The organism is Lentilitoribacter sp. EG35, from assembly GCF_040784015.1.
GTDB lineage: Bacteria > Pseudomonadota > Alphaproteobacteria > Rhizobiales > Rhizobiaceae > Lentilitoribacter.
The window spans coordinates 181,326-204,086 of the sequence record NZ_JBFNGQ010000008.1 but is presented as its reverse complement, the minus strand read 5'-3'; the positions used below and the strand labels follow the sequence as shown (position 1 = coordinate 204,086).

Sequence of the window (22,761 nt, the reverse complement as noted above, 5' to 3'; positions counted from 1 at the left end):
TGATTTTCGTTTCTGCGCTTCAGATGCGATCATCTGTGAGTATTTTATCACCCATCTATTTAGTGTCGCATGATCAACTTCCAAATCACGATAAGAAACAGCATATCGAACATAAAAATATACCGCACATAAAATCACATCTTTGGGATAGTGGCTGCCTTTGAAATTGATCATGAAGTCATCTTTGCCAGATAGAATTGATGACAGATCAAATACGTTCGAAAGATTGACAATGGTTATATAATGCTAAACTTTGCGACAGAACCCTTACTTATTGAATTGTTTTGCACACTGACTCAACCAATTCCAAAAAAATCGCGCAAACCCCGAATAGACATAAAGATCATATACTGGTTCATCAGTCACTTGATGAAGTAAAACGCCACATCCCGCCATTTGAGTTTGTGCGCAAAACCCTGCACCAGTGACGGATGGGTGTAAATCAAGTCTACATCCGCGCGAAAGCAGTGTACGAGCATCAAGTCCTGTGATGCGAAAGCATACTCGGCTGTCAGATTGTTCTGACACATAACCAATGCCTTGCACTTGATCTGACAATTCATCTCCAAATTTGGGACCACTTTTTGATTGTGATGATAAAATCCATTGATTTGGTGCAACCGGAAGAGCGGTGAAGTCGCCTTTGATATCAGCCGACCCAGACTGAGTAGCAAAGCCCACCTTTTTCATAAGTTGTTTTTCATTACTCTTTTTAGCAAATAATTGCACCAAAGCCGAAACAGGACGAACAGCAATGTTCACGCTGGCTGTAGTGCCTTTTATCCCAAGAGTTTTGATATCGCCAAGTGAGTGTGCGGGTTTTAACTCAGACATGAAGACGCTCTCCCTTCTGATCAAAGAAATGTGGCGAGCAGATCTCAATCATTACTGCCTCGTCATAAAGTGGACTTACGGCATAAAGCTGTTGCCCCTCATGCTCTTCAAGTCCACCCTTTAGATAAGCTAACCCTATCCAGCACCCAACAGCGGGGCTATCGGCAACAGATGTTACCCAGCCAAGATCGGTTTCAGAATTTGAATTATTTTTATCAACAACAAGATGCGCTCCACCGCGCAGACGAGCATTAGTATCTTTAATTTTTACGCCAACTAATGTTGCTCGATCGTCGGAGATCATGCCTTCGCGCCCAGCCATTTTTTGACCAATAAACGCCTTTTTTGTAGACATCATCTTACCTAAGCCCATATCCGCAGCAGTCGTGCGGCCATCAAGCTCATTACCAGCAACATGGCCTTTTTCAATCCGCATCACGCCGAGTGCTTCGCTACCATATGCAATCAAACCATGTTTTTGACCCGCTTCCCAGATGGTATTCCACATATTCTCACCAGATGACCATGGTACGTTAATTTCAAAAGCCAGTTCGCCGGAAAAACTAATACGGAAAACACGAGCCTTGGTTCCAAGCCAATCAAATGTGCAAACGCCCATGAATGGAACCGCTTCATTGGTGATATTAATCCCATCACCAAAAGCATCGGCCAGAATTTTTCGCGCGTTCGGTCCAGCAACTGCGACACCACACCATTGTTCAGTGGCTGAGCAGAAATATACATCAAGATCAGGCCATAAGACTTGTGAAGCATGTTCCATATGAGCAAGAACCCGAGCAGCATTGGCTGTTGTGGTTGTCATGAAATAGTGATCATCGGCCAGGCGTGATGTAGTTCCGTCATCAAAAACGTAACCGTCTTCACGCAACATCAGACCATAGCGCGCTTTACCTGGTGCAAGCATTTTCCAGCCATTGATGTAAAGGCGGTTTAGAAACTCGCCTGCATCATCGCCAAAAATATCAATTTTACCCAGAGATGACACATCGCAAATGCCAGCTGTTTCGCGCACCTGTTTAGATTCGCGATAGATTGCTTCCATCACACCTTCACCGGGTTTTGGATAGTATTGCGGGCGCAACCATTGCCCAGTTTCGATAAATACGGCACCAAGTTTTACTGCACACTCGTGCATAGCTGTGCGACGTATTGGTTGAAATTCTTTGCCGCGTTCATGCCCTGCAAAAGCACCTATTGCTACAGGTGAATAGGGTGGGCGAAAACGTGTTGTGCCAACTTTTTCAATAGGCACGCCACGTGCTTCTGCAAGAATTGCAAGGCCATTTACGTTTGAAGTTTTCCCCTGATCGGTCGCCATGCCCAGCGTTGTGTAACGCTTCGTGTGCTCCACAGAGATGAAACCTTCTTGCGCCGCGAGCGTGATATCTTGAGCGGTCACATCATTTTGAAAATCAACAAAGGCTTTGCCATTCCCTGGGCAACGCCGTAGTTCATCTATTGTGTATTTAGATATCTTATCTGTTTTGGGTGCCGCTATTTTTTTGGCTTTAAGGCCTGCTGATTTGGCGGCATCTGCGCCTGCTTTATGTCCTTCATTTAGGCAATTAAACAATCCAAATGCGCCATTACCAGCACCTGCAGATCGCTCTGCTCTTAAAGGTGTGGAGGGAACAAAGCTCTGTATGTCTGATCTCCATTTGGGGATAGCACCTGTCTGGCTAGCAAGATGCACGTCTGCGGAAAATCCACCAGATACAGCCACGCAATCGCAACCAACTTTCTCAAGGAAATTACCTCTTAGAGATTGAATCGAAAGTGCATTTACAGATAATCTGCCATGAGCTTTTTGCGGCAGAGCAGAGGTTAAGACCCGAACACCCTTTTTGATGATTTTCTCAGCTGCCGCGCTATGCGATGACCTGGCATCAACAACAACGGAAACGACCGCACCTGCATCAAGGGCTGCCTCTGCAGTTTCGTATCCAGAATCATTGTTGGTTGCGATGACGAGCTGCTTGCCCGGTAGAACGCCAAAATTATCGACAAAAGATCTAACTGAACTGGATAGCATTATGCCCGGACGATCATTATTATCAAATATCATCGGTCGCTCTTGGGAACCGCAAGCAATTACTACTTCTTTCGCTCTGATTGTCCAAAGGCGCTGGCGAGGCAAATGTGCCGATGGAGTCTCAATATGATCTGTTACACGTTCTAGCGCTGCCATGAGATTATGATCGTAATAACCAAACAACACAGTACGGGACATAAAAGTTACATTGTCCATTAGAACGAGCTCAGCGATAGATTTCTTACACCAGTCATCAGCTGGAATCCCATCAATGATATCGCGATGGGATGACATGCCGCCAACATCTGCTTGTTCTTCAACCAAAGTTACCCGTGCGCCAGTTGCTGCCGCTGATCGGGCTGCGGAAATTCCTGTTACGCCCGCTCCAACCACAAGCACATCGCAATGGGCATGGGCGTGTTCATAATGATCAGGATCGCTCTGCGTTGCAGCACGCCCAAGTCCTGCGGATCTTCGAATGATTTTCTCATAGATAGGCTCCCAAAACGATGCGGGCCACATAAAGGTTTTGTAATAAAAACCTGCTGTGAGAAATGGGCTGAACAATTGATTGATTGACTGAATATCAAAGGCTAGTGACGGGAAACGGTTTTGTGATTTTGCTTCCAAACCGTCATAAATCTCAATCATTGTTGCGCGCGTGTTTGGCTCTCGATATGCGCCAGTTCCTAGCTCCACAATGGCATTTGGTTCTTCTGATCCTGAAGTAAGACATCCACGAGGGCGGTGATACTTAAATGAACGTCCCATAAGTTTGACACCATTAGCCAGAAGTGCTGATGCCAGCGTATCGCCCTCAAAGCCTGAATAGGTTTTGCCATCAAAACTAAAGGAGATTTTTTTATCACGGTTTATGCGAGAACCGCCGCTTTGAGTTCTGTTTGTCTGGGTCATTTTTCACCTCCCTTAAGAAGCTTAAGATCATCTTGTGGTCCGCCCGTTGCGTGTATTTCATGGGTAATAGTATTGCGGACAACTTTGACCCATTGGCGACAACCGCCAATATGGTGCCACCATTCTATATGCCAGCCCTTTGGATTATCGCGAATATAAACATAATTAAAAAACTCATCTTCGCTGGCATCAGGTGACGGACGTGTAACGCTCGCATCACCTTGATACTGAAATTCTGATTCATCGCGTTTGCCGCACCATGGGCAGTCAATGTGATGCATGTCCGCCTCCTATTGTATCCACGGGTTAGGGCCAACGCCCTTTTCATCAATCATGCGGCCTTCGCGAAAGCGCTCGATTGTGAATTTTTCATTCAATTTATGTGGTTCATTTTTGGCAATCGTATGTGCAAAACACCAACCTGATGCCGGTGTAGCTTTGAAGCCGCCATAGCACCACCCACCATTTAGAAAGAGGTTATCAATACCCGTTTTGCAAATGAATGGGCTGCCATCAAAACTCATATCCATGATGCCACCCCAATGGCGCAGTAAACGAACACGACCGATTGATGGCATAATAGCCATACCGCCAGCCATCACATGCTCCATCATTGGCAGGTTCCCGCGTTGGGCGTATGTATTGTAGCCATCTAAATCACCACCAAAAACAAGGCCGCCTTTATCAGATTGACTGATATAAAAATGGCCGGCCCCGAATGTGACAACTGTATCTAAAAGTGGCTTTATACCTTCAGAGACAAATGCTTGAAGGACATGACTTTCTATTGGTAATTTGATGCCTGCCATTGCAGCAATCTGAGAGGTATGCCCTGCAACGGCCATACCAATTTTGCCAGCGCGAATTTGACCCTTGTTGGTTTCAACGCCAACAGCTGCCCCGCCTTCTATGATGATGTCTTTAACTTCGCAGTTTTGTATAATATCGACACCGTATTTGTCAGCGCCTCTTGCATAACCCCATGCAACAGCGTCATGCCGAATGGTTCCACCGCGTTTTTGAATGAGACCGCCTTGAATTGGAAACCTTGCATTTTCAAAATCAAGAATAGGCACCATTTCTTTAAGCTGTTCAGGTGAAAGAAATTCAGCATCGACACCAGCAAGACGCATTACATTTCCGCGCCGTGCAAATGCATCGCGTTGCGGGTCGGAATGAAATAAATTGATCACACCGCGTTGCGATACCATCACATTGAAGTTAAGGTCTTGCTCAAGACCCTCCCAAAGTTTCATACCTTTTTCGTAAAAATGTGTATTGGCTGGATGCATATAGTTTGAGCGGAAAATAGTTGTATTCCGTCCGACATTTCCGCCGCCAATCCAACCTTTTTCGAGCACAGCGATATTCGTAATACCGTGTTCTTTTGCAAGGTAGTACGCGGTGGCAAGTCCATGCCCGCCGCCGCCGATGATAATTATATCGTAATGCGACTTGGGAGCAGGATCACGCCACATGCGTTTCCAACCTTTGTGGCCCTTAAGGCCTTCGCGCAATATGGAAAGGGCTGAATACTTCATTTTAAATTTTTCTATGCAGAATTGAAAATTAAATTACACCAACCACTTGTTTATTTTCTCCAAAATGACTGGATTTACTTCTACACCATCTTTTTTTGCACGACGTTTTGCGGATGCACGACCATCACCTGGCACCCTCACGCCGGGTTCTCCGTGCATTTCTTCTACTAAAGCGGTCAACCGATCACTAAAGAGATTATTCGATGTCGCTTCCGGGTTGACCGCTAGAAAGAATTGACCTGTTTTAGGTGGGCCACCTTTTGTACCCGAAAAGGGACTAGCGTTAATCCCTAGTGTTGCTCCAGTCATTGCGGCAGCCATAATTTCAACCATCAATGCAACGCCGACGCCCTTGTACCCGCCTGCAGGTGCCATTGATCCCTTTAATCCCAATTCGGCATCCGTGGTCGGTTGCCCATCTGGGTCCAACGTCCATTCTGCTGGAATAGGTCGGCCTTCACGCACATGTTTCATGACTTCACTTTTCGCTATAACACTTGCGCTTTGGTCAATTAGTACCAGAGCCTCACCATTGCTATTGGGTGCTGCTAATGAGAATGGATTTGTACCAACAACAGGTCGTTTACCCCCAACAGGCGCAATGGATGCAGGTGCATTTGTAAAACCAATTGCTAATAGACCTTCTTCAGCAAGACGTCTCGTATGATATCCAAGCACACCACAATTGTATGAGTTTCGAACTGCCAAGGCTGCTACGCCCTGATCTTTTGCAGTCGGTATTAGTGATTTAAATCCGATATCTATCGCAGGATGTGCAAAGCCTGTTGCCGCATCTACAGTTATGACTGATGGCGCTGTCTGAGATAGTGATGGACTAGCTTGGCCATCTACCTTGCCGCATTGGACATGTTCACAATAGATTGGAATATATGCGAGGCCATGGCTAGATATGCCATCGAATTCAGTTGCTGCAGTTGCATGTGCCAGTGTTCGGGCATTTTCTTCTTTTGTACCTGCGGCGACCAATGCTTGGAAGGCCAATTCTTCTATTTCGTCAAAGTACATTCTCGGTGCATCAGTCATTCATATAATCCTCATATTAATCATTATCACTAACCCCTGCACCCGCACCTGATAGCCTAGACGCTTCAGTCGCCGGTGCATAAGTGCGATAAGCAAATGCATTCAATTGAACCCAACTCGCCGGATCTATAGGGCAGCCATTCTCCAATTTTTCTTCAATAGGTTTTTCTAAGTTTGCGCATCGACAGGTAACAAAATCAGTCGAATTTACCGTCAAGGCTTCGTATTCACCTTCAAAAGCACATTCATTGGGTGTGATAGAGATCATCACATCTTCCCAAGATAGTTGGATGACGTTGCTAGTTAGCTCTGAAACTGCCGCTACAAAAGGAGTGAGCAAAAGTGGATAAGCAATTGGCCCCAAACCCACCTTCTCATCAGAGGCAAATTGAGTTGCTAAATCGCACATAATTGATCCCATTATGATGGGACAGAGTCTACCAAATTTAACGCTCCAAACACCCGCAACCATTATGGGTGATGGGTCTTCATGTTTGATACCATCATCCTGTAGTAATTTACTTGCGAGCAATTCAGGACCGGGAAGATTTCTCTGCGCAAGCCATCGCACAGCTTTGCCTGCCTCTTCCGCATGACCCCAATGAAAACCAGCACCTTTAGTTGCCTTCTTTCCCATGGCTTCAATTTCATTTAACGAATATGTTTCCATTACTCATCCAACACAGGTGATTGTCCGCCAGCCCAGTCTTCAACTTCCGCGTCAGCAAGTTCGTGGGGGAATGGAGCATTTCGGAACATGTTAATGCGCAACCACCTGTCTGAGCGAGGGTCAAAGTGAGTGGCGCCAAAGAATGACAATTTGCATCTCAACAGATCGATTGGCAATAATGCAGCGTCAATCGTGTTTCCCCGGATTTCCGCATAAGGATTATCAGCAGTAATTTGTACACGTCGTGCTATGTGCCGATGTTCTGGATGAGCCATTAAAAATGTCGCTACAGTTGGTTCCCCACTCCAACGAATTATATCTTCAAGCATTTTAGCTGCATCGCGGCCTGGCGCGAGGGGTTGTTCATACGGCTCAATAGGTTCATCAAAACGTTCACCTAAACGTGGTTCCAATTTTTCTTGAGAAATATACCAAACACGTGCGCAACGATCTTTGGAAGACCAATTTATGTCATGTATCCAATCATAAATTTTTTCAGTCAAATCTTGAAGTTTTTTCAGTGGCATTGAACCGTTAATACGGAATGATATATTTTCATCAGCACCCATTGTTTCTGCAAGATCATCAATGAGCTCTCCAAATGGCTCGAACATTATGGAGACAAGTTGTTCTTGCCCTTCTAATGAAAGATTTTCTTCTGCCCAGAGGTAGAGTTGATCCCAAGGTGAAGAATTGTTCAAAATACCGGAACCTATATGATTTTCTAACTTGTCCAAATCATCTTTGAGTTGCGATAACTTCTCAATTTGAATGGGATGAGATGTTCGCCAGCGATCAGCGTTATCTCGAGCCCATTTTACAACGCCGGTAAATTGAATCTTTTCAATTTCTGATGCACTCTTCAACGAACGAATTCTAGCCAACGCTTCTTCTTTGGCTGAGATCCAATTATTGAGCAAAACCGGGTGGTTGATTATAAAGGGAGCTAGTCCTAGGCCAGTAGAATTACCAACTCCAAAACAACGACGTAATTCAGGTTCGATTCTCACCGCTGTATCTGGGTTTCGCACATATGCCATGTGTTCCACTAGATCTAATGCAAAAGCGCGGATCAGAAAAACAGATAACATTTCAGCTTGAAATGGACCCTTGAACTCTGGTCTGTCAGCAATTGCTTCGCGATCAGCTGCTCCAAATTTCCCGGAACCATATACCGCCGTTGTGCGCAAGACATACCCAACATTTTCAATCTGTTCTTTATCAGGTTGTTGTCCATTCGCTAGACTATCAACTACATGTTCAAACAAGCGAACTGATCGGTTGGCTCTCGACAAGCAAATTTCTCGATGGCTGATACGTCCAGCTTCTTGTTTTGGTACGTTCTGCGCTAGACGTTCAATATCGGTTTGAGTTGGTAAGCCATCAAATAAAGCAAAGGTTGCATCCCAGGCATGGGCAATAACACGGTCGGACCGCTGGCTTGCAGGCAAATCATGGGCAAAACAAACTAGGCTATAGCTATGCTCAAGAGCATGCATTGTATAAATTGCAAGTCCGACACCCTTATTATCAATGTCAAATTTTGTCCGCTCAAACTCCCAGTTTTCTCGTTTCATCCTGCGCAAGAGCGTGCGCATAAAAGAAAGGCGACATTGATGAAATGAACCCAGTCGCTCAAGCCGCATGACATTTTTTGCGGAGCGTAATTCTACTTGTTTTAAAGCATCGCGCGACTGTTTCACTTTCCCAACTTTCTTTGATTAAAATTGCCATTGAAGTTGCCCCAGTATTTTACACTGGGGCAATCCATAATCACTTATTCGGCAGCTTGCGCGCACTGTTTGTCGCGCAATCCGTCACGATAGAGTGCTTTAATCAGGGATACACACATCAGACCCATCACTGCGGTAAAGGGAAGCGCGCCGATGATCATCGCACTTTTAAGCGCGTCCATCGGGTCGGCCCCACCATTGGTCTTGCCAGCAATCAACAGTGTTCCGATCACAAGTGTTAATACAACACCCCAAACGATGCGATGTTTCACACCAGTTTCCTGTTCACCACCAGACATGATCGTGTTCATCACAAGGATACCCGAGTCAGCTGATGTCACGAGGAATGTCATGATGAGTACAACGCACATTACAGTAATCGCAGACAAGAAACCTCCCGAAATCATCTGTCCTAACGTCACAAACAATTTGTTTGTGTTAGATGCAGATTTGATTGCTCCGGCAGCCTGTCCACCTAATTCTAGGTCTATTGCAGTGCCGCCTAATATGGTCATCCATAAGAAACAGACAATTGCAGGTGCTAAGACACAGCCAAGAATAAACTCCCGAACGGTGCGGCCACGAGAAATACGTGCGAGGAACAAACCAACAAAGGGCGAAAAGGCAATCCACCAAGCCCAATAGAATGTTGTCCATCCGGATTGCCAACCGAACTGACGACCTTGATTGCCCGCTTCATAAGCTGCTGCCTGTACATCTGCAGGAAGTGCCGCAGCATCACCAGTTAGTCCATCTTGAAAGCCAGAAAACGAACCCCAAGCATTTGTAGCACCTGCGTACAAATCACCAGCCAAAGGTTGAGCCGCGGCAGGAAGTGCAGATGCAAATGCATCGCTCGATTGTGGACCATAAGCGCCAAACGACAATTGTAAGAAGTGCAAAATGTAGTCAACTAAAGCTGTTGCAAATGTTGTCATCGCAAAGAAGAACGATCCGAATATGACGAATACTGACAGCAAAATGATCGAAAGGACTAAGTTCAAGTTTGACAGGTATTTAACACCACGCCCAACACCCGAAACAGCTGAAATAATTGAAAGACCCATAATCATAATGAGACCAGCTACCAGCCCTACAGTGCCTGGTGCAGGCACATCACCAGTCATATCCATCATCCAGTCCATACCGGTTATTGCATACATACCATCGATAAATTGGCTGACCCCAAATCCGATTGTTACAGATACACCTAGGATAGTTGCAACGACACCCAGTACATCAACTATGTGTCCAAGAGGCCCATTCATGAGCTTGCCAAATAGCGGAGTTAAAGCAGAACGAATTGTAAGGGGCATGTCGCGTGTGTAAGCGTAGTAGGCCAACGATAACCCGGTTACTACATAGATTGCCCACGCATGAATACCATAATGCAAGAAAGTATAACGATAGGCAGCTTTAACACCTTCTTCTGTTCCCCCAACAATTTCACCCGATACAGTCAAAGGGTTTGATCCCCAGAGTCCGAGTGGTTCGGCAGTTGCAAAAACCATAAGTCCAACACCAAGGCCCGCTCCAAACATCATCGAAAACCATGAAAAGTTGGAGAATTCAGGTGCATCTGCACCCATACGTCGTTTGCCAGTTTGCGGCAAGATCGCTAAAACAGCTAGGAAAACCGCAAAAAAGCCTACAATTACAATGTAAAACCCATTGAAACCTTTTAGTAAGTTGCCGTTTACACTACCAAGTACGCTATTGGCGTTGCCAGGCCATACCAAAGCCCAAAGAACAAGCAAGACCATAGTGATCTTGCTAATGAGTGCTATGGGCAGACTATACCCCTCATAAAAACCCGATGGAGCTTTCTTAATCTCCATATCGGTAAATGGTGCTTTAATTGTCATAATTCCCTCCCAAGAAATGTGTTGATTTACTGAGTGTTTTCTAACTCAAAGCCTAATGTTAATTTCCATTATTCTGCTGCATCCATTTTACTGCTGACACTTGGCGAACCTTCGCTCATAAAACTTCGGTCAAAGAAATTAAGCCAATTGCCGCCCATAACCGCAGCAACATTTGAATCGCTAAATCCGGCCGTACGCAAACCATTTTTAATGTTGCTAAAATTACGATTATCCTCATACCACGAGGGCATTGCCGGAAATCCAGCGTTATCGCTCGTACCTTCACCGTACTCGACTTCTTTTGTCCAACGGCCAGCCCGCATCCAATCAACCACACTATTGGGTTGGTCCTGACAAAGGTCTGTACCAATGCCAATGTTCTCGATACCCATAAGGTCAGCAGTTCGTGCAATCATGTCGCAAAAGCTCTGCAATGTGCAATCAGAACCGTTCTTAAGATGATGAGGGTAGACCGAAAACCCAAGCATGCCATTTGATTGGCCAAGTGCGCGAAGTAAGTCATCAGATTTGTTGCGCAACGCGGGATGCCAGAATGTTGGATTTGCGTGTGTTATTGCGATAGGTCGTTCAGAAATCTCTATGGCTTCGAATGTTGACCGCTCGCCTGAATGGCTCATATCAACGACCAAACCGACGCGGTTCATTTCTTTGATAACTTGGCGCCCCATTCTAGTTACGCCGCTATCCTCCTCCTCATAGCAACCAGTCGCTAGAAGCGATTGATTATTATAGGTCAGTTGCATAAACCGGGCACCAAGGGTGTGAACTATTTCAACAAGGCCAATATCATCTTCAATAGGTGAAGGATTTTGGAATCCAAAAAATATTGCTGTACGACCGCTTTCTCTTGCAAAGCGTACATCATCTCCAGTTCGCCCCGGGAAAATAAGCTCTGGGTATTGTTCGAACCATCGGTTCCAACGTTCAATATTTAATACAGTCTCACGAAAATTCTCATGATAAGCAATAGTCACATGCACAGCATCCAAACCGCCTTCACGCATTTGGCGAAAAATCTTCTCCGACCAGTTTGCATATTGAAGGCAATCAATGTTGTAAGAAAGTGTCATTTTTTCTAACCGACTTCCCCACAAGAAATATAAGCTGTTTTCACCGTCGTATAAAATTCCTTCGCATAGCTTCCCTGTTCCCGAGGTCCATAGGAGCTATCACCGCGCCCCCCAAAAGGAACATGGTAATCTGTTCCAGCAGTAGGCAGATTAATCATTACACAACCCGTTTTTGCATTGCGTCTAAAATGACTAGCGCGAGAAAGTGAACGAGTAACAATACCTGATGTAAGCCCGAAACGAGTGTCATTTACTGTGGCTAAAGCTTCATCATAAGATCCAACTTTGATCACCGATGCTATTGGTCCAAACATTTCTTCACGATTGATTTGCATGTCATTCGTCGTGTTAGCAAAAACAGCAGGTGCCATATAATATCCCTCGGTTGGCATATCCAAGCGAATGCCGCCGAATAATAATTCGGCTCCCTCTTTTTGACCAAGCTTGATGTAATCAAGGTTACTTTGAAGTTGGTCATCACTTACAACAGGACCAAGTTGAGTGCCTTCTTCCAGCGCATGCCCCACTTTAAATGCTTTTGTGCCCGCTACCAACTTTTCTACAAATTCGTCATGAACATCAGAGTGAACAACTAGTCGAGATGAAGCTGTGCACTTTTGGCCAGAACCGCCGAAAGCACCATTTAGTGCACAAGATACGCCCAAATCGATATCGGCATCATCCATAACAACAAGTGCATTCTTCGACCCCATTTCAAGTTGTACTTTGGTAAAACTGTCAGCGGTCGATACGATACCACGACCCACAGGAACAGACCCGGTAAACGAAATGGCATCAACCTGCGAGCTTTCCACTAGACGTTGGCCTATGGAACTTCCCGATCCCATTACCAGATTGAATAATCCTGCTGGCAGACTTTGTCTTTGAATGATTTCTGCAAATGCAACAGCTGATGCTGGCGTGACGTTTGCAGGCTTCCAAATGACTGCGTTCCCGAATGCAAGGGCAGGAGCGATTTTCCAACTTGCTGTTGCTATCGGAAAATTCCAAGGGGAAATAATAGCCACGACACCGACAGGCTCACGGCGTACATCGATCTCAATATTGGGGCGGGTTGAATCAGCAGTATCACCAATCTGGCGTAAGGTTTCAGCAGCATAATATGTAAAAAATTGACCAGCTCTGTAAACTTCGCCAACACCTTCGGCGCGGGGCTTGCCTTCCTCGCGCGATAGCAATTCACCCAGCTCTCCGGAACGTGCAATCATCTCCTGGCCTATTGCCATCAATGAATTATAACGGGCCTCAATCCCTACTTTCTGCCACAATTTCTGAGCATCGCATGCCGCATCAATCGCATTGTCTAATTGGGCCACGTTGGCTTGTGCATACATGCCTATTAGATCGCTTGTATCAGATGGGTTTCTGTTTTCAATTTCGCTTTCGCCTGCAATCCAATTACCCGCGATAAAATTGTGATTTGGTGTGGTCATATTCTCTCCAAATTTCAGAACCTGTCTTCTGATTTTACTGAACTATAGACAGCGCAAGTCATTTCAGTCAAAATCAAATTTCTTAATGTTACTTAAGGAAAACTGAAATGGTGATAAAAATTGAGATGCTAAAGTATTTTGTAGCTGTCGCCCAAAGCGGCAATCTATCGGATGCAGCAGATAAACTTGGTCGCACTCCGTCAGCTGTTTCAATGATGCTCAAACAACTCGAGGATCATCTTGGTGCACCACTTTTTGAGAGTGATCGAAAAAGTAAGTTAACGTCATTAGGCACATTTACGCTTGATGAGGCGGCACGTGGTCTGGATCACTTTCAAAGAACATCGTCAGCAATTGAGAATTATGCGCACGCAAAATCTGGTTTTGTACGAATAGCAGTCGTACCTTCAGTTGCTGGAACAATATTACCGGAGGTTGTTGAAAGATTTTTGGAAAAACACCCCAATGTACATATCGACATTCGCGATATGGATTCTGCGGCTGTACATAGAGACATCATTAGTGAGCAGGTGGACTTGGGCATCGCAAGTGATGTTGATATTGAATCTCAAGTCGAAAGCAAACCACTTTTCTCTGATGCGTTTGGGATAGTTTGCTCAAATAATCACCCATTAACAGAGCTTGATTTTCCGTTAGATTGGAGTGAACTCCATCGTTACCCGTTTATTGCAAATGGACTTTGTTCCCAGATATCTGATGACGCATTTCAATCTGTTTTCAAAGCATCTAAACTGATGGTCAGAAGCACAACATCTCTTTTGGCCTTGATTAAAACCGGAATCGGCATCTCCGTATTACCAAAACTGGTGGTAGATAATGCCCGTGGAGACATTTGTTTTTTGGCTGTTAATGATTCCACAGCTAGAAGGCATATTGCCATTCTGCACCGAGCTAATACACAACTATCTCCTGCTATAAAAAACTTTGAAAAAACAATACAAGATGTCGTATCGCAGGCTAACTAAAGTGTGCAAATACTCTTCAGTCTCAATGGGTTTATAAAAACAACGAATAGGAAGCAACATGGATCTATTTCGATGGCATCGTCAACTTATTGGGTACAGTTAGTGTAGGAGTAGCGTTGTCTGAACTAAGCTGCTTTCAATTCACTGGTGATATCATACCAAACACAGTGAGCATCGGTTCTGGTGTGGCAATATGATTTAGCGGAAAGTGTGTGACGGCGAGGGCGAAAACAGTTTGGACTTGATCATGATCAGCGAGGAAACGCTGCGCCTGACCTGGAGATTTGAAACGTCCCATTATCTACTCTCGTTTTCGGGTTGGTCTATGGGCCCCTTCAGATCGATTGTTGAGACCTCTATGGCTTCGATGGTCAATGTTGGGCGCTTGCCCCTTCAAAGCAGCACCATAACTTCCAAGCTTGTCTGTGACCACGACACGCGGCATGCCAAATTGCTTAAATAACTTCCGGAAGAACTTATCAGCAGCCCGCTTGTTGCGCCGTGATTGCACAAGGATGTCCAGCACATCTGCTGTACGGCAGTGCATGTTTACATGCACGAGAGGGACCGTTACTATCGATAGCTCGCCATAACCAGTATTTCTTGCCACGAATTGGAAGAACAACCTCATCCAGATGCCATTTGTCCGATGGTGCTGACAGATCTCTACGAATGGCATTTGCATATCGTCTACCAAATCTGGACACCCATTTTCGAATTGTTTCATAGCTTGCGGTGATCCCCCGCTCTACGAGCAAATCTTCAACGTCGCGCAAACTCATCGGAAACCGGTAGTAGGCCCAAACGGCATACGCAATAATTTCAGGCGGGAAACGGTGTCCTTTGAAGGCTCCAGAATGTTTAGGTTTAGTCATGAGCGCTGATACAATTCCATCTCACATCCCACAAGTTGACGATGCCACACAGATACAGGTGCACAGACCTTGCGGCACTTGTGTGTTTCAGGTTTTGTCATAATGGAAATGTGCCAAAGCCCATCCCGCAGATTGCACTACGGGGGCTATTGGTCTTTTCATTAGTTAAGGTGAATTGGGTGAACAGTGCTGACTTTTGCCAGCTTACGGTTCACATTTTGGTAATTTGGTTTTGAACAACTAGAAAATATATTCGTCATGTTTCTAAAATAGAGGTTTCCTGACGAAAGAACGGGATAACAATGATCAAGGTGACGGCGGTTTAGGCCCCAAGCTGGTATCTTTCAGGATATCATCCCAGCGGGACAATTCATAAAATAACTCTCTTATTTGGTTCGAGCTTTCTCCGTCGAGGGTCACCACTCACTTCGATTTAAGTTCTTCTAACCATTTAACATAATGTCTGAAGTACTAGAATGCTCGAGAATATATTGCGCGTTGGGCAGGTCATTTGACTGAACTTTTCGCAGGGCATCGGATTCAGAATATCCGTGATCAAGCCAGCGCATTAGCAATCGTCGTTTTATCTCCTCCAATTGTGGGGAAATGCATATGCTCACATCAAACATTGACTTTAGCGCTGACCAAGGCTCTTCATCTAAAAGAAGATAATTGCCTTCGATAATTACGATTTTATTTTCAGAACTTACCGTCAGCTTATTGAACACGACTTCATCTTGAGAACGGTCAAATTCAGGAACTTCGACAAGTTTTTCAGTGTTCCTGATTTGACTTACCAGTTGGATAAAGCCCTCGGCATCAAATGTGAAATGTGCACCTTTGCGTTCAAGCATGCCCCTTTGTTCCAACACATCGTTAGGCAGATGAAATCCATCCATGGGAACAACAACAGAATTATTAATATTCTGACAAAGGGATTCAGCTAGTGTCGACTTCCCCGAAGCTGGTGGTCCAGCAATGCCAACTATAAAACGCTGTTTATCTTTTGCCAGCTCCAATATATGTGATTTCAGCTCAGGAAGTTCCATATTCAATTAAGCAATTTCTGGCTCTTTTGCACCTGTCATAAATGCAACAGCATCCGACATTGTATAGTCTTTCGGATTGATAACGCACAAACGTTTGCCAAGTCTGTGAACATGAATTCGATCAGCAACTTCAAAGACCTGTGGCATGTTGTGTGAAATAAGCACAATTGGGATGCCCTTTGATTTTACATCTTGGATCAGTTCCATGACTTTTCGCGATTCTTTAACACCAAGCGCCGCCGTCGGTTCATCCATGATGATAACTTTTGAACCAAATGCCGCCGCACGCGCAACGGCAACACCTTGTCTTTGCCCACCAGATAAAGTCTCAACAGCCTGATTGATATTCTGGATTGTTAAAAGTCCCAACTCAGAAAGCTTTTCCCGTGCAATCTCTTCCATTTTCTTGCGGTCAAGGCGTCTGAATAAATCACCCATAATGCCGGGCTTGCGCAATTCACGGCCCATAAACATATTATCAGCGATTGATAATGCAGGCGACATGGCAAGCGTTTGATAAACCGTTTCAATTCCATGTTCCCGCCCCTGAATAGGGGAGGTAAAATGTACCGATTTTCCATCAAGAAATATTTCGCCTTCATCTGGCGTAACAGCACCTGAAACAGCCTTAATAAGCGTTGATTTACCAGCACCATTATCGCCGATAACAGCAAGAATTTCACCCGGATACAGATCAAAATCACAATGATCAAGTGCTGTTACTTTGCCATATCGCTTGACAAGATTACGACCGGTGAGAATTGGTTCCATATGCTTATCTCCCATCATCCTGCTACCTTTCTGATCCACTGATCCAGAGCTACAGCACCAATAATCAAAGCCCCTATAAGCAGGTAAGTCCATTGTGCGTCTGCGCCCAGAAGTCTCAGCCCCAAAGTGAACACACCAACTATGAGCGCGCCAAATAACATACCCAAAATGGAGCCTCTACCACCAAAGAGTGAAATACCACCAATCACCACCGCCGTGATAGATTCAATATTTGATAATTGCCCTGATGTGGGGGAAACAGAACCAATGCGACCGATAAGTGCCCATCCCGCAAAGGCACATATAAGACCCGCAAGGGCATATACCGAGATAAGCGTGCGTTTCACCCGAACGCCAGAGAGTTCAGCCGCATCAGGATCATCACCAACGGCATAGACATGCCGTCCCCAGGCAGTTTCCCTCAGCATATAAGCAAGCAGGATAATCAACAGAACCATGAAGATTACGCCATAGGTAAAGACAGCGCCACCGACCTTAATTTTCTCACCGAAGAAATGCAGCAACTGAGCATTCTTGGCGATATCCTGACTTCGGATAGTTTCATTAGCGGAATAAAGGAAATTTGTTGCAAGAATAATTTGCCACATTCCAAGCGTTACAATAAATGGAGGAAGCTTCATCACCGCGATCAACCAACCATTTATGTACCCGCAAATCGTTCCTACCGCCAGGCCAGCTGCGACCGCAATTTCTACAGGCAAACCATAGCGAAAGGTAAATTGCCCCATGACGACGGATGATAAAACCATGATCGCACCGACGGATAGATCAATACCGGCGGTTAAAATCACAAGGGATTGAGCAGCACCAACAATCCCGACAATCGCAACTTGCTGAAGGATCAAAGTTAGTGCAAACGGGGAGAAAAATTTCGATCCCAATAAAATTCCAAAAATAGCTATAGAAATAACAAGTACGATAAGGGGTACCGCAGATGGGGTTTGATGTAAAAACACATGCAACCGATGGGCAAACCCTTGATGGTCTTCGCTGAAATCAGCAACTGACTGCGGGCTATCTTTAATAACTTTTTCAAAATCTTGAGGTTCAGTCATGTTGGTACCTATCGTGATTTCGGTAAATTTAGGTCAAAAATTAGGACGGCCTGTTATTTTCGCGTTAACGGGCCGCCCTATAGATGATCACATAATATACTTAAGAGCAATTAGCCCCAGCAACGATCCATGCCTTCCTGAACATTAATTGACTCAACGCCATCAACTGCTTGATCTGTCACCAATGCAACACCTGTGTCAAAGAAATCTTTTCCTGGTGTCGGCGCAGGCTTCGTGCCATCTTTTGCCCATGCTGCAATTGCCTCAATACCAAGAGATGCCATTAGCAACGGATATTGTTGCGATGTTGCACCGATGATACCATCTTTAACGTTGGCAACACCCGGGCACCCACCATCAACAGACACAATCAGAACATCATTTTCACGACCAATTGATTTAAGTGCTTCGTAAGCACCAGCAGCAGCAGGCTCATTAATTGTGTAAACAACATTGATCATTGGATCTTTTGCAAGAAGATTTTCCATGGCTTTACGGCCACCTTCTTCATTGCCTGCGGTCACATCATTGCCAACGATGCGCGAATCTGTTTCATCGCCCCATTTATTAGGATCGCCAAGATCGATACCAAAACCTTTGAGGAAGCCCTGATCACGCAGTACGCCAACAGACGGTTGGCTTACAGCCAAATCAAGCATTGCAATCTTCGCGTTCTTTGCTTCCATGCCAAGTTTAGCAGCAGCCCATTGGCCGATAAGTTCGCCAGCAAGGAAATTATCTGTTGCAAATGTAGCATCGGCTGAATCAATTGGCTCAAGCGGAGTATCAAGTGCAATAACAACAAGACCAGCATCACGGGCTTGAGTAACTGCCGTTACAATTGAAGATGTATCAGATGCAGTTAAAAGGATACCTTTCGCACCATCTGCAATACACGTTTCAATCGCTGCAACCTGAGTTTCATGATCGCCATCAACCTTACCAGCAAATGATTTTAATTCGATGCCAAGCTCTTCAGCTTTCGCAGTTGCACCTTCTTTCATTTTAACAAAGAATGGATTCGTATCTGTTTTAGTAATCAAACACGCGCCAACTTTATCCATTGCAAATGAACTTGTTGCAGACATCGCTGTAAGTGCCAATGCAGCAAGACTTGCCTTTATAATTGATTTTTTCATATCGATTCCTCCCGAAAAATCATAACCGGCCAAAAACCACTTTCAGCCGTGATGGATTGAACAAATTTAGACAGCCCGCAGGTCATCATTCTGCTCTTCCTTTTCACAAATAAACACAACAAAATACGACTTGTCAATTAATAAATCCAATTGATTTATTAATTGATCTGCGCAATAGTAGTAATAAACCATAGCAAATGATTGGACGAGAAGTATCAGGGTATTTATAAGAATTGGAATGAGGAAATAAATTGTCTTTTGTAGAACAACAACCAATCCAAAAAGCAGCTGATCCAAGCGGTGGAGCCAATCAGGTGCGCGTCCGCGCTTACAACGAGCGCCTCGTTCTATCCCTCGTGCGGCGCCATGGCAGTCTTCCAAAATCAGAAATTGCAAAACGCTCAGGATTAACACCTCAGACCGTATCTGTGATTATGCGCAGCCTTGAGAAGGATGGGTTACTTTTAAAAGGCACACCACAAAAAGGAAAAGTCGGGCAACCTTCTGTTCCCATGTCACTTAAACCTGATGGGGCATATTCAATTGGCTTGAAAATTGGCCGCCGAAGTGCAGATTTAGTTTTGGTTGATTTTCTCGGTAGAGAACTAGGCAAACTGACATCCACTTATCAATATCCCCTCCCACAGGACATTTTGAAATTTGCTGACGCTGGCATTAAACAATTATGTCAGCATTTTAGCTCAAAACAGCGAAGCAGAATTTCAGGAATTGGCGTTTCAATGCCATTTGAGCTTTGGAATTGGGCGGAGAAAATAAACGCGCCACAAAATGAAATGGACGCGTGGCGTAACTTTGATTTCAAAGTCGAGTTATCTTCACTCTTTTCATATCCGATATTCATACAAAACGATGCCACAGCCGCATGTGGTGCAGAGCTCGTTTTTGGTCACGGGTTAGAGCTTAGTGATTTCGTTTATTTCTTTATCGGCACATTCGTTGGTGGCGGCATTGTTCTGAATCACTCAGTATATTCCGGCCGTACAGGCAATGCGGGCGTCTTTGGACCAATGCCGGCAATTGATGAAAATGGCAAGATTACGACGCTGATCGATCACGCCTCGATTTTCACATTAGAAAAAAAACTTCAATCCGAAGGCATTGATCGTTCACCCCTTTGGCATTCTGCCAAAGCGTGGGACGGTCTTGGAATCTTCTTAGATAACTGGATTGAGAACACAGCGCGCCATCTGGCTAGAGCTATCGTTGCATCATGCGCGGTTATAGATTTTGAAGCCGCTATAATTGACGGAGCATTTCCCTCACAAATCCGACATCGAATTGTGGAGGCCATAAAGATAGAATTAGAAAGCCTTGATACGCGCGGCCTGAATAGCCCAAATGTTCTTGAGGGAATAGTCGGGCATAACGCACGCGTAATTGGTGGCGCCTGCCAACCGTTACTATCAAAGTTCCTGCTTAATCAAAATGTACTATTCAAGGAAATGACTTGAGGTTTTCTGAGTGTTTCACCAAGTCACGACACCCTTAAAATACTGAATTCAATTGAGATTTTGAAGTTTTTGCAACGCGGAAACAGCCGTCCGATAATCACCTTCACCTAACCGATCTATTAGGTGCTGATTAAAAATCAAGGCGGCGTCAGACAGCTCTTTATAAACTTTTGTCCCAAGATCAGTCAGTGAAAGGTACTGAATTCTGCGATCCCGACTGTCGAAAGATCGAGATATCCAGTTGCGCTTCTCGAGCTTGAAAACAGCACGTGACACGGTGGTTTTATTGAGTTTGGAGGCTTCACTTATCTCGGTAAAATTTAATATATCTCCTTGGCCTAGATGCGCAAAGACACGCCATTCATCTCGCGTGATATCATATCGATCTCGATATATTTTAGCAAAGGATTGGCTTAACACTTCCGAAGCTTGATAAAGCTCAAATGGCAAGAAGGAACTAAGTTCAAATTCAGATATTCCTAATTTCTTCATGCTTTCTCAATCCAAATCATACGATTACGAAGTGTGAACTTGTTCCGGCTGAGCACGAACAAAAGCATCCAGTTCCCCACATGCAGTTGCAAGGCTAATTATATTCGGACAATCAGAGTAATCTACATTCCATCTATCTGCATTATAGAGCTGCGGGATGAGGCAGATTTCTGCAATGCCGGGCTTTCCGCCGTCGATAAATGGCGTCAACTTTATGTCGGATAACAAAGATTCAAAGGCATATAAACCTTTAGATATGAAATGTTCCATCCAATCTTCCCGCACATTTTCCTGCTCTGGCAACATCTGTGAAACATGAGCAACAACACCCAAATTACAAACAGGATGAACATCAACAGCCAAAACGTGTGCAAGTGCGGTTACCTTTGCTCTTTGTGCAGCATCTTCCGAATATAAAAATAACCCACGTGTTTTGCGTAAATAATCGAGTATAGCAAGTGACTGCGTAAACTGTTGTCCATCAATGTCGAGAACAGGCACCAGACCTTGCGGGTTTCTACTCAGGTGTTCATCTGATTTATGATCCTTCTTTAAAAGATCAACAGAGACCGTTTTATAATCCAATTCAAGAAGATTAAGTGCAATACGCAACCGATAACTGGCGGATGAACGCCAGTAATCATATAGTACGATCTCACCCATATTTTTGTACAACTTGCTCAATTGCGCCGAAGATGGATGCCCCATTACGATCCTTCATTTCGATACGAACCGTATCACCAAACTTCATAAAGCTCGTACTTGGTTTGCCATCATTGATTGTCTCAATCATGCGGATTTCAGCAATACAGGAATAGCCGACACCACCGTCTTTGATCGGAGTGCCCGGTCCATCATCTAGCTTGTTTGAAACTGTACCTGATCCGATGATCGCACCGGCACCCAACGGGCGAGTTTTAGCAGCATGTGCGATGAGAGTCCCAAAATCAAATGTCATATCAACACCCGCATCTGCGCGCCCAAATGGTGCATCATTATAGTCAACGCATAAGGGTAGATGTACTTTTCCATCTTTCCAAGCATCACCTAATTCTTCTGGCGTTACCGCAACTGGAGAAAATGCAGATGATGGCTTTGATTGGAAAAAGCCAAACCCCTTGCCAAGTTCAGCCGGAATTAACCCCCGCAATGAAACATCATTTACAAGCATAATCAGACGAATAGATTTTGCCGCTTCTTCCGGTGTTGCGCCCATGGCAACGTCATCAACCACAACAGCCACTTCACCTTCCATATCAATGCCATGAGCTTCATCAATGGCTGAAATCGGGTCGCGGGGAGATAAAAATGTGTCTGAACCGCCCTGATACATCAAAGGATCTGTCCAAAAGCTAGGCGGCATTTCTGCATTTCGCGCTCTTCGAACCAATTCGACATGATTGACATAGGCTGACCCGTCTGCCCATTGATAAGCGCGAGGTAATGGCGACATAGCTTCATTCTCATGGAACCGCTGAACAGGTTGACCGCCTGTTTCTAGCCCTTGCGCAACGCGCTCCAATCTCGGAGCAACTGTCTGCCAATTATCTAAGGCAGATTGCAGAGTTGGCGCGATATGGCCAACTGTTGTGCACTGGGTTAGATCTTTGGATACGACAACAAGGACACCATCGCGGGTACCATTTTTTAACGTAGCTAGTTTCATATTCACAAATCCTATCGTGTTCTTAGATGTCTGGT

19 protein-coding genes and 2 pseudogenes are annotated in these 22,761 nt (G+C 44.8%); 2 read left to right on the top strand and 19 right to left on the bottom strand.

Features of this window, described 5'->3' with window-relative positions; genetic code table 11:
• The 11 genes and pseudogenes from AB2J24_RS14820 to AB2J24_RS14770 form a co-directional block, all read right to left on the bottom strand.
• A pseudogene (locus tag AB2J24_RS14820) lies at window positions 1–174 on the bottom strand (IS6 family transposase); the annotation flags it as partial.
• Between the two features lie 93 nt (window positions 175–267).
• A complete protein-coding gene (locus AB2J24_RS14815; protein WP_367386001.1) occupies window positions 268–834 on the bottom strand; it encodes a sarcosine oxidase subunit gamma in 567 nt (188 codons plus the stop codon).
• Complete coding sequence (locus AB2J24_RS14810) at window positions 827–3,802, bottom strand: sarcosine oxidase subunit alpha family protein (protein WP_367386000.1); 2,976 nt, start codon at window positions 3,800–3,802, stop codon at window positions 827–829. Before AB2J24_RS14810 ends, AB2J24_RS14815 begins: the two co-directional genes overlap by 8 nt.
• A complete protein-coding gene (locus tag AB2J24_RS14805; protein ID WP_367385999.1) occupies window positions 3,799–4,083 on the bottom strand; it encodes a sarcosine oxidase subunit delta in 285 nt (94 codons plus the stop codon). The genes AB2J24_RS14810 and AB2J24_RS14805 overlap by 4 nt, the downstream gene beginning before the upstream one ends.
• A 9-nt stretch (window positions 4,084–4,092) precedes the next feature.
• Window positions 4,093–5,343: a sarcosine oxidase subunit beta family protein gene (locus AB2J24_RS14800; protein WP_367385998.1), complete on the bottom strand. Its 1,251-nt coding sequence runs from the start codon at window positions 5,341–5,343 to the stop codon at window positions 4,093–4,095.
• 33 nt (window positions 5,344–5,376) lie between these two features.
• Window positions 5,377–6,387 carry an Ldh family oxidoreductase gene (locus AB2J24_RS14795; protein ID WP_367385997.1) on the bottom strand — a complete coding sequence of 337 codons (1,011 nt, stop codon included), beginning with the start codon at window positions 6,385–6,387 and terminating at the stop codon, window positions 5,377–5,379.
• A gap of 16 nt (window positions 6,388–6,403) precedes the next feature.
• Window positions 6,404–7,057 (bottom strand): DUF3726 domain-containing protein, encoded by a 654-nt coding sequence (locus AB2J24_RS14790; protein WP_367385996.1) that lies wholly within the window; start codon window positions 7,055–7,057, stop codon window positions 6,404–6,406.
• Complete coding sequence (locus tag AB2J24_RS14785; protein ID WP_367385995.1) at window positions 7,057–8,760, bottom strand: hypothetical protein; 1,704 nt, start codon at window positions 8,758–8,760, stop codon at window positions 7,057–7,059. The genes AB2J24_RS14790 and AB2J24_RS14785 overlap by 1 nt, the downstream gene beginning before the upstream one ends.
• Window positions 8,761–8,834: 74 nt before the next feature.
• On the bottom strand, window positions 8,835–10,655 hold the full coding sequence (locus AB2J24_RS14780) for a BCCT family transporter (RefSeq protein WP_367385994.1): 1,821 nt from the start codon (window positions 10,653–10,655) through the stop codon (window positions 8,835–8,837).
• A gap of 68 nt (window positions 10,656–10,723) precedes the next feature.
• Window positions 10,724–11,746 carry a membrane dipeptidase gene (locus AB2J24_RS14775; RefSeq protein WP_367385993.1) on the bottom strand — a complete coding sequence of 341 codons (1,023 nt, stop codon included), beginning with the start codon at window positions 11,744–11,746 and terminating at the stop codon, window positions 10,724–10,726.
• Window positions 11,747–11,751: 5 nt separating this feature from the next.
• Window positions 11,752–13,200 (bottom strand): aldehyde dehydrogenase family protein, encoded by a 1,449-nt coding sequence (locus AB2J24_RS14770; protein WP_367385992.1) that lies wholly within the window; start codon window positions 13,198–13,200, stop codon window positions 11,752–11,754.
• Between the two features lie 107 nt (window positions 13,201–13,307).
• Here AB2J24_RS14770 and AB2J24_RS14765 point away from each other — a divergent pair, with 107 nt between their 5' ends.
• On the top strand, window positions 13,308–14,186 hold the full coding sequence (locus tag AB2J24_RS14765; protein ID WP_367385991.1) for a LysR family transcriptional regulator: 879 nt from the start codon (window positions 13,308–13,310) through the stop codon (window positions 14,184–14,186).
• Window positions 14,187–14,311: 125 nt separating this feature from the next.
• On the opposite strand, the pseudogene AB2J24_RS14760 reads toward AB2J24_RS14765, so the two are convergent.
• The 5 genes and pseudogenes from AB2J24_RS14760 to AB2J24_RS14740 all read right to left on the bottom strand — a co-directional run bounded on the left by AB2J24_RS14760 (window position 14,312) and on the right by AB2J24_RS14740 (window position 19,096).
• A pseudogene (locus tag AB2J24_RS14760) lies at window positions 14,312–15,061 on the bottom strand (IS6 family transposase).
• A gap of 443 nt (window positions 15,062–15,504) precedes the next feature.
• Window positions 15,505–16,110, bottom strand: a complete 606-nt coding sequence (locus AB2J24_RS14755) for a hypothetical protein (protein WP_367386013.1) — start codon at window positions 16,108–16,110, stop codon at window positions 15,505–15,507.
• 6 nt (window positions 16,111–16,116) lie between these two features.
• Window positions 16,117–16,881, bottom strand: coding sequence for an ATP-binding cassette domain-containing protein (locus tag AB2J24_RS14750; RefSeq protein ID WP_162654699.1), 765 nt, complete (start codon window positions 16,879–16,881; stop codon window positions 16,117–16,119).
• Between the two features lie 14 nt (window positions 16,882–16,895).
• Window positions 16,896–17,957, bottom strand: coding sequence for an ABC transporter permease (locus AB2J24_RS14745; protein ID WP_162654698.1), 1,062 nt, complete (start codon window positions 17,955–17,957; stop codon window positions 16,896–16,898).
• 110 nt (window positions 17,958–18,067) lie between these two features.
• Window positions 18,068–19,096 carry a sugar ABC transporter substrate-binding protein gene (locus tag AB2J24_RS14740; protein WP_162654697.1) on the bottom strand — a complete coding sequence of 343 codons (1,029 nt, stop codon included), beginning with the start codon at window positions 19,094–19,096 and terminating at the stop codon, window positions 18,068–18,070.
• Between the two features lie 251 nt (window positions 19,097–19,347).
• On the opposite strand from AB2J24_RS14740, the gene AB2J24_RS14735 reads away from it, so the two are divergent.
• The gene (locus AB2J24_RS14735) at window positions 19,348–20,568 is read left to right on the top strand and encodes an ROK family transcriptional regulator (RefSeq protein ID WP_367385990.1); all 1,221 of its coding nucleotides are present in this window, start codon (window positions 19,348–19,350) and stop codon (window positions 20,566–20,568) included.
• Window positions 20,569–20,616: 48 nt separating this feature from the next.
• Here AB2J24_RS14735 and AB2J24_RS14730 read toward each other — a convergent pair whose 3' ends face one another.
• Genes AB2J24_RS14730 through AB2J24_RS14720 form a run of 3 tightly spaced genes read right to left on the bottom strand, consistent with a single transcriptional unit; the run spans window position 20,617 to window position 22,726 of the window.
• Window positions 20,617–21,060, bottom strand: a complete 444-nt coding sequence (locus AB2J24_RS14730) for a MarR family winged helix-turn-helix transcriptional regulator (RefSeq protein WP_367385989.1) — start codon at window positions 21,058–21,060, stop codon at window positions 20,617–20,619.
• Window positions 21,061–21,084: 24 nt separating this feature from the next.
• On the bottom strand, window positions 21,085–21,723 hold the full coding sequence (gene maiA, locus AB2J24_RS14725; RefSeq protein WP_367385988.1) for a maleylacetoacetate isomerase: 639 nt from the start codon (window positions 21,721–21,723) through the stop codon (window positions 21,085–21,087).
• Window positions 21,716–22,726 (bottom strand): fumarylacetoacetate hydrolase family protein, encoded by a 1,011-nt coding sequence (locus tag AB2J24_RS14720; protein WP_162654693.1) that lies wholly within the window; start codon window positions 22,724–22,726, stop codon window positions 21,716–21,718. The genes maiA and AB2J24_RS14720 overlap by 8 nt, the downstream gene beginning before the upstream one ends.
• Window positions 22,727–22,761 lie beyond the last annotated feature (35 nt).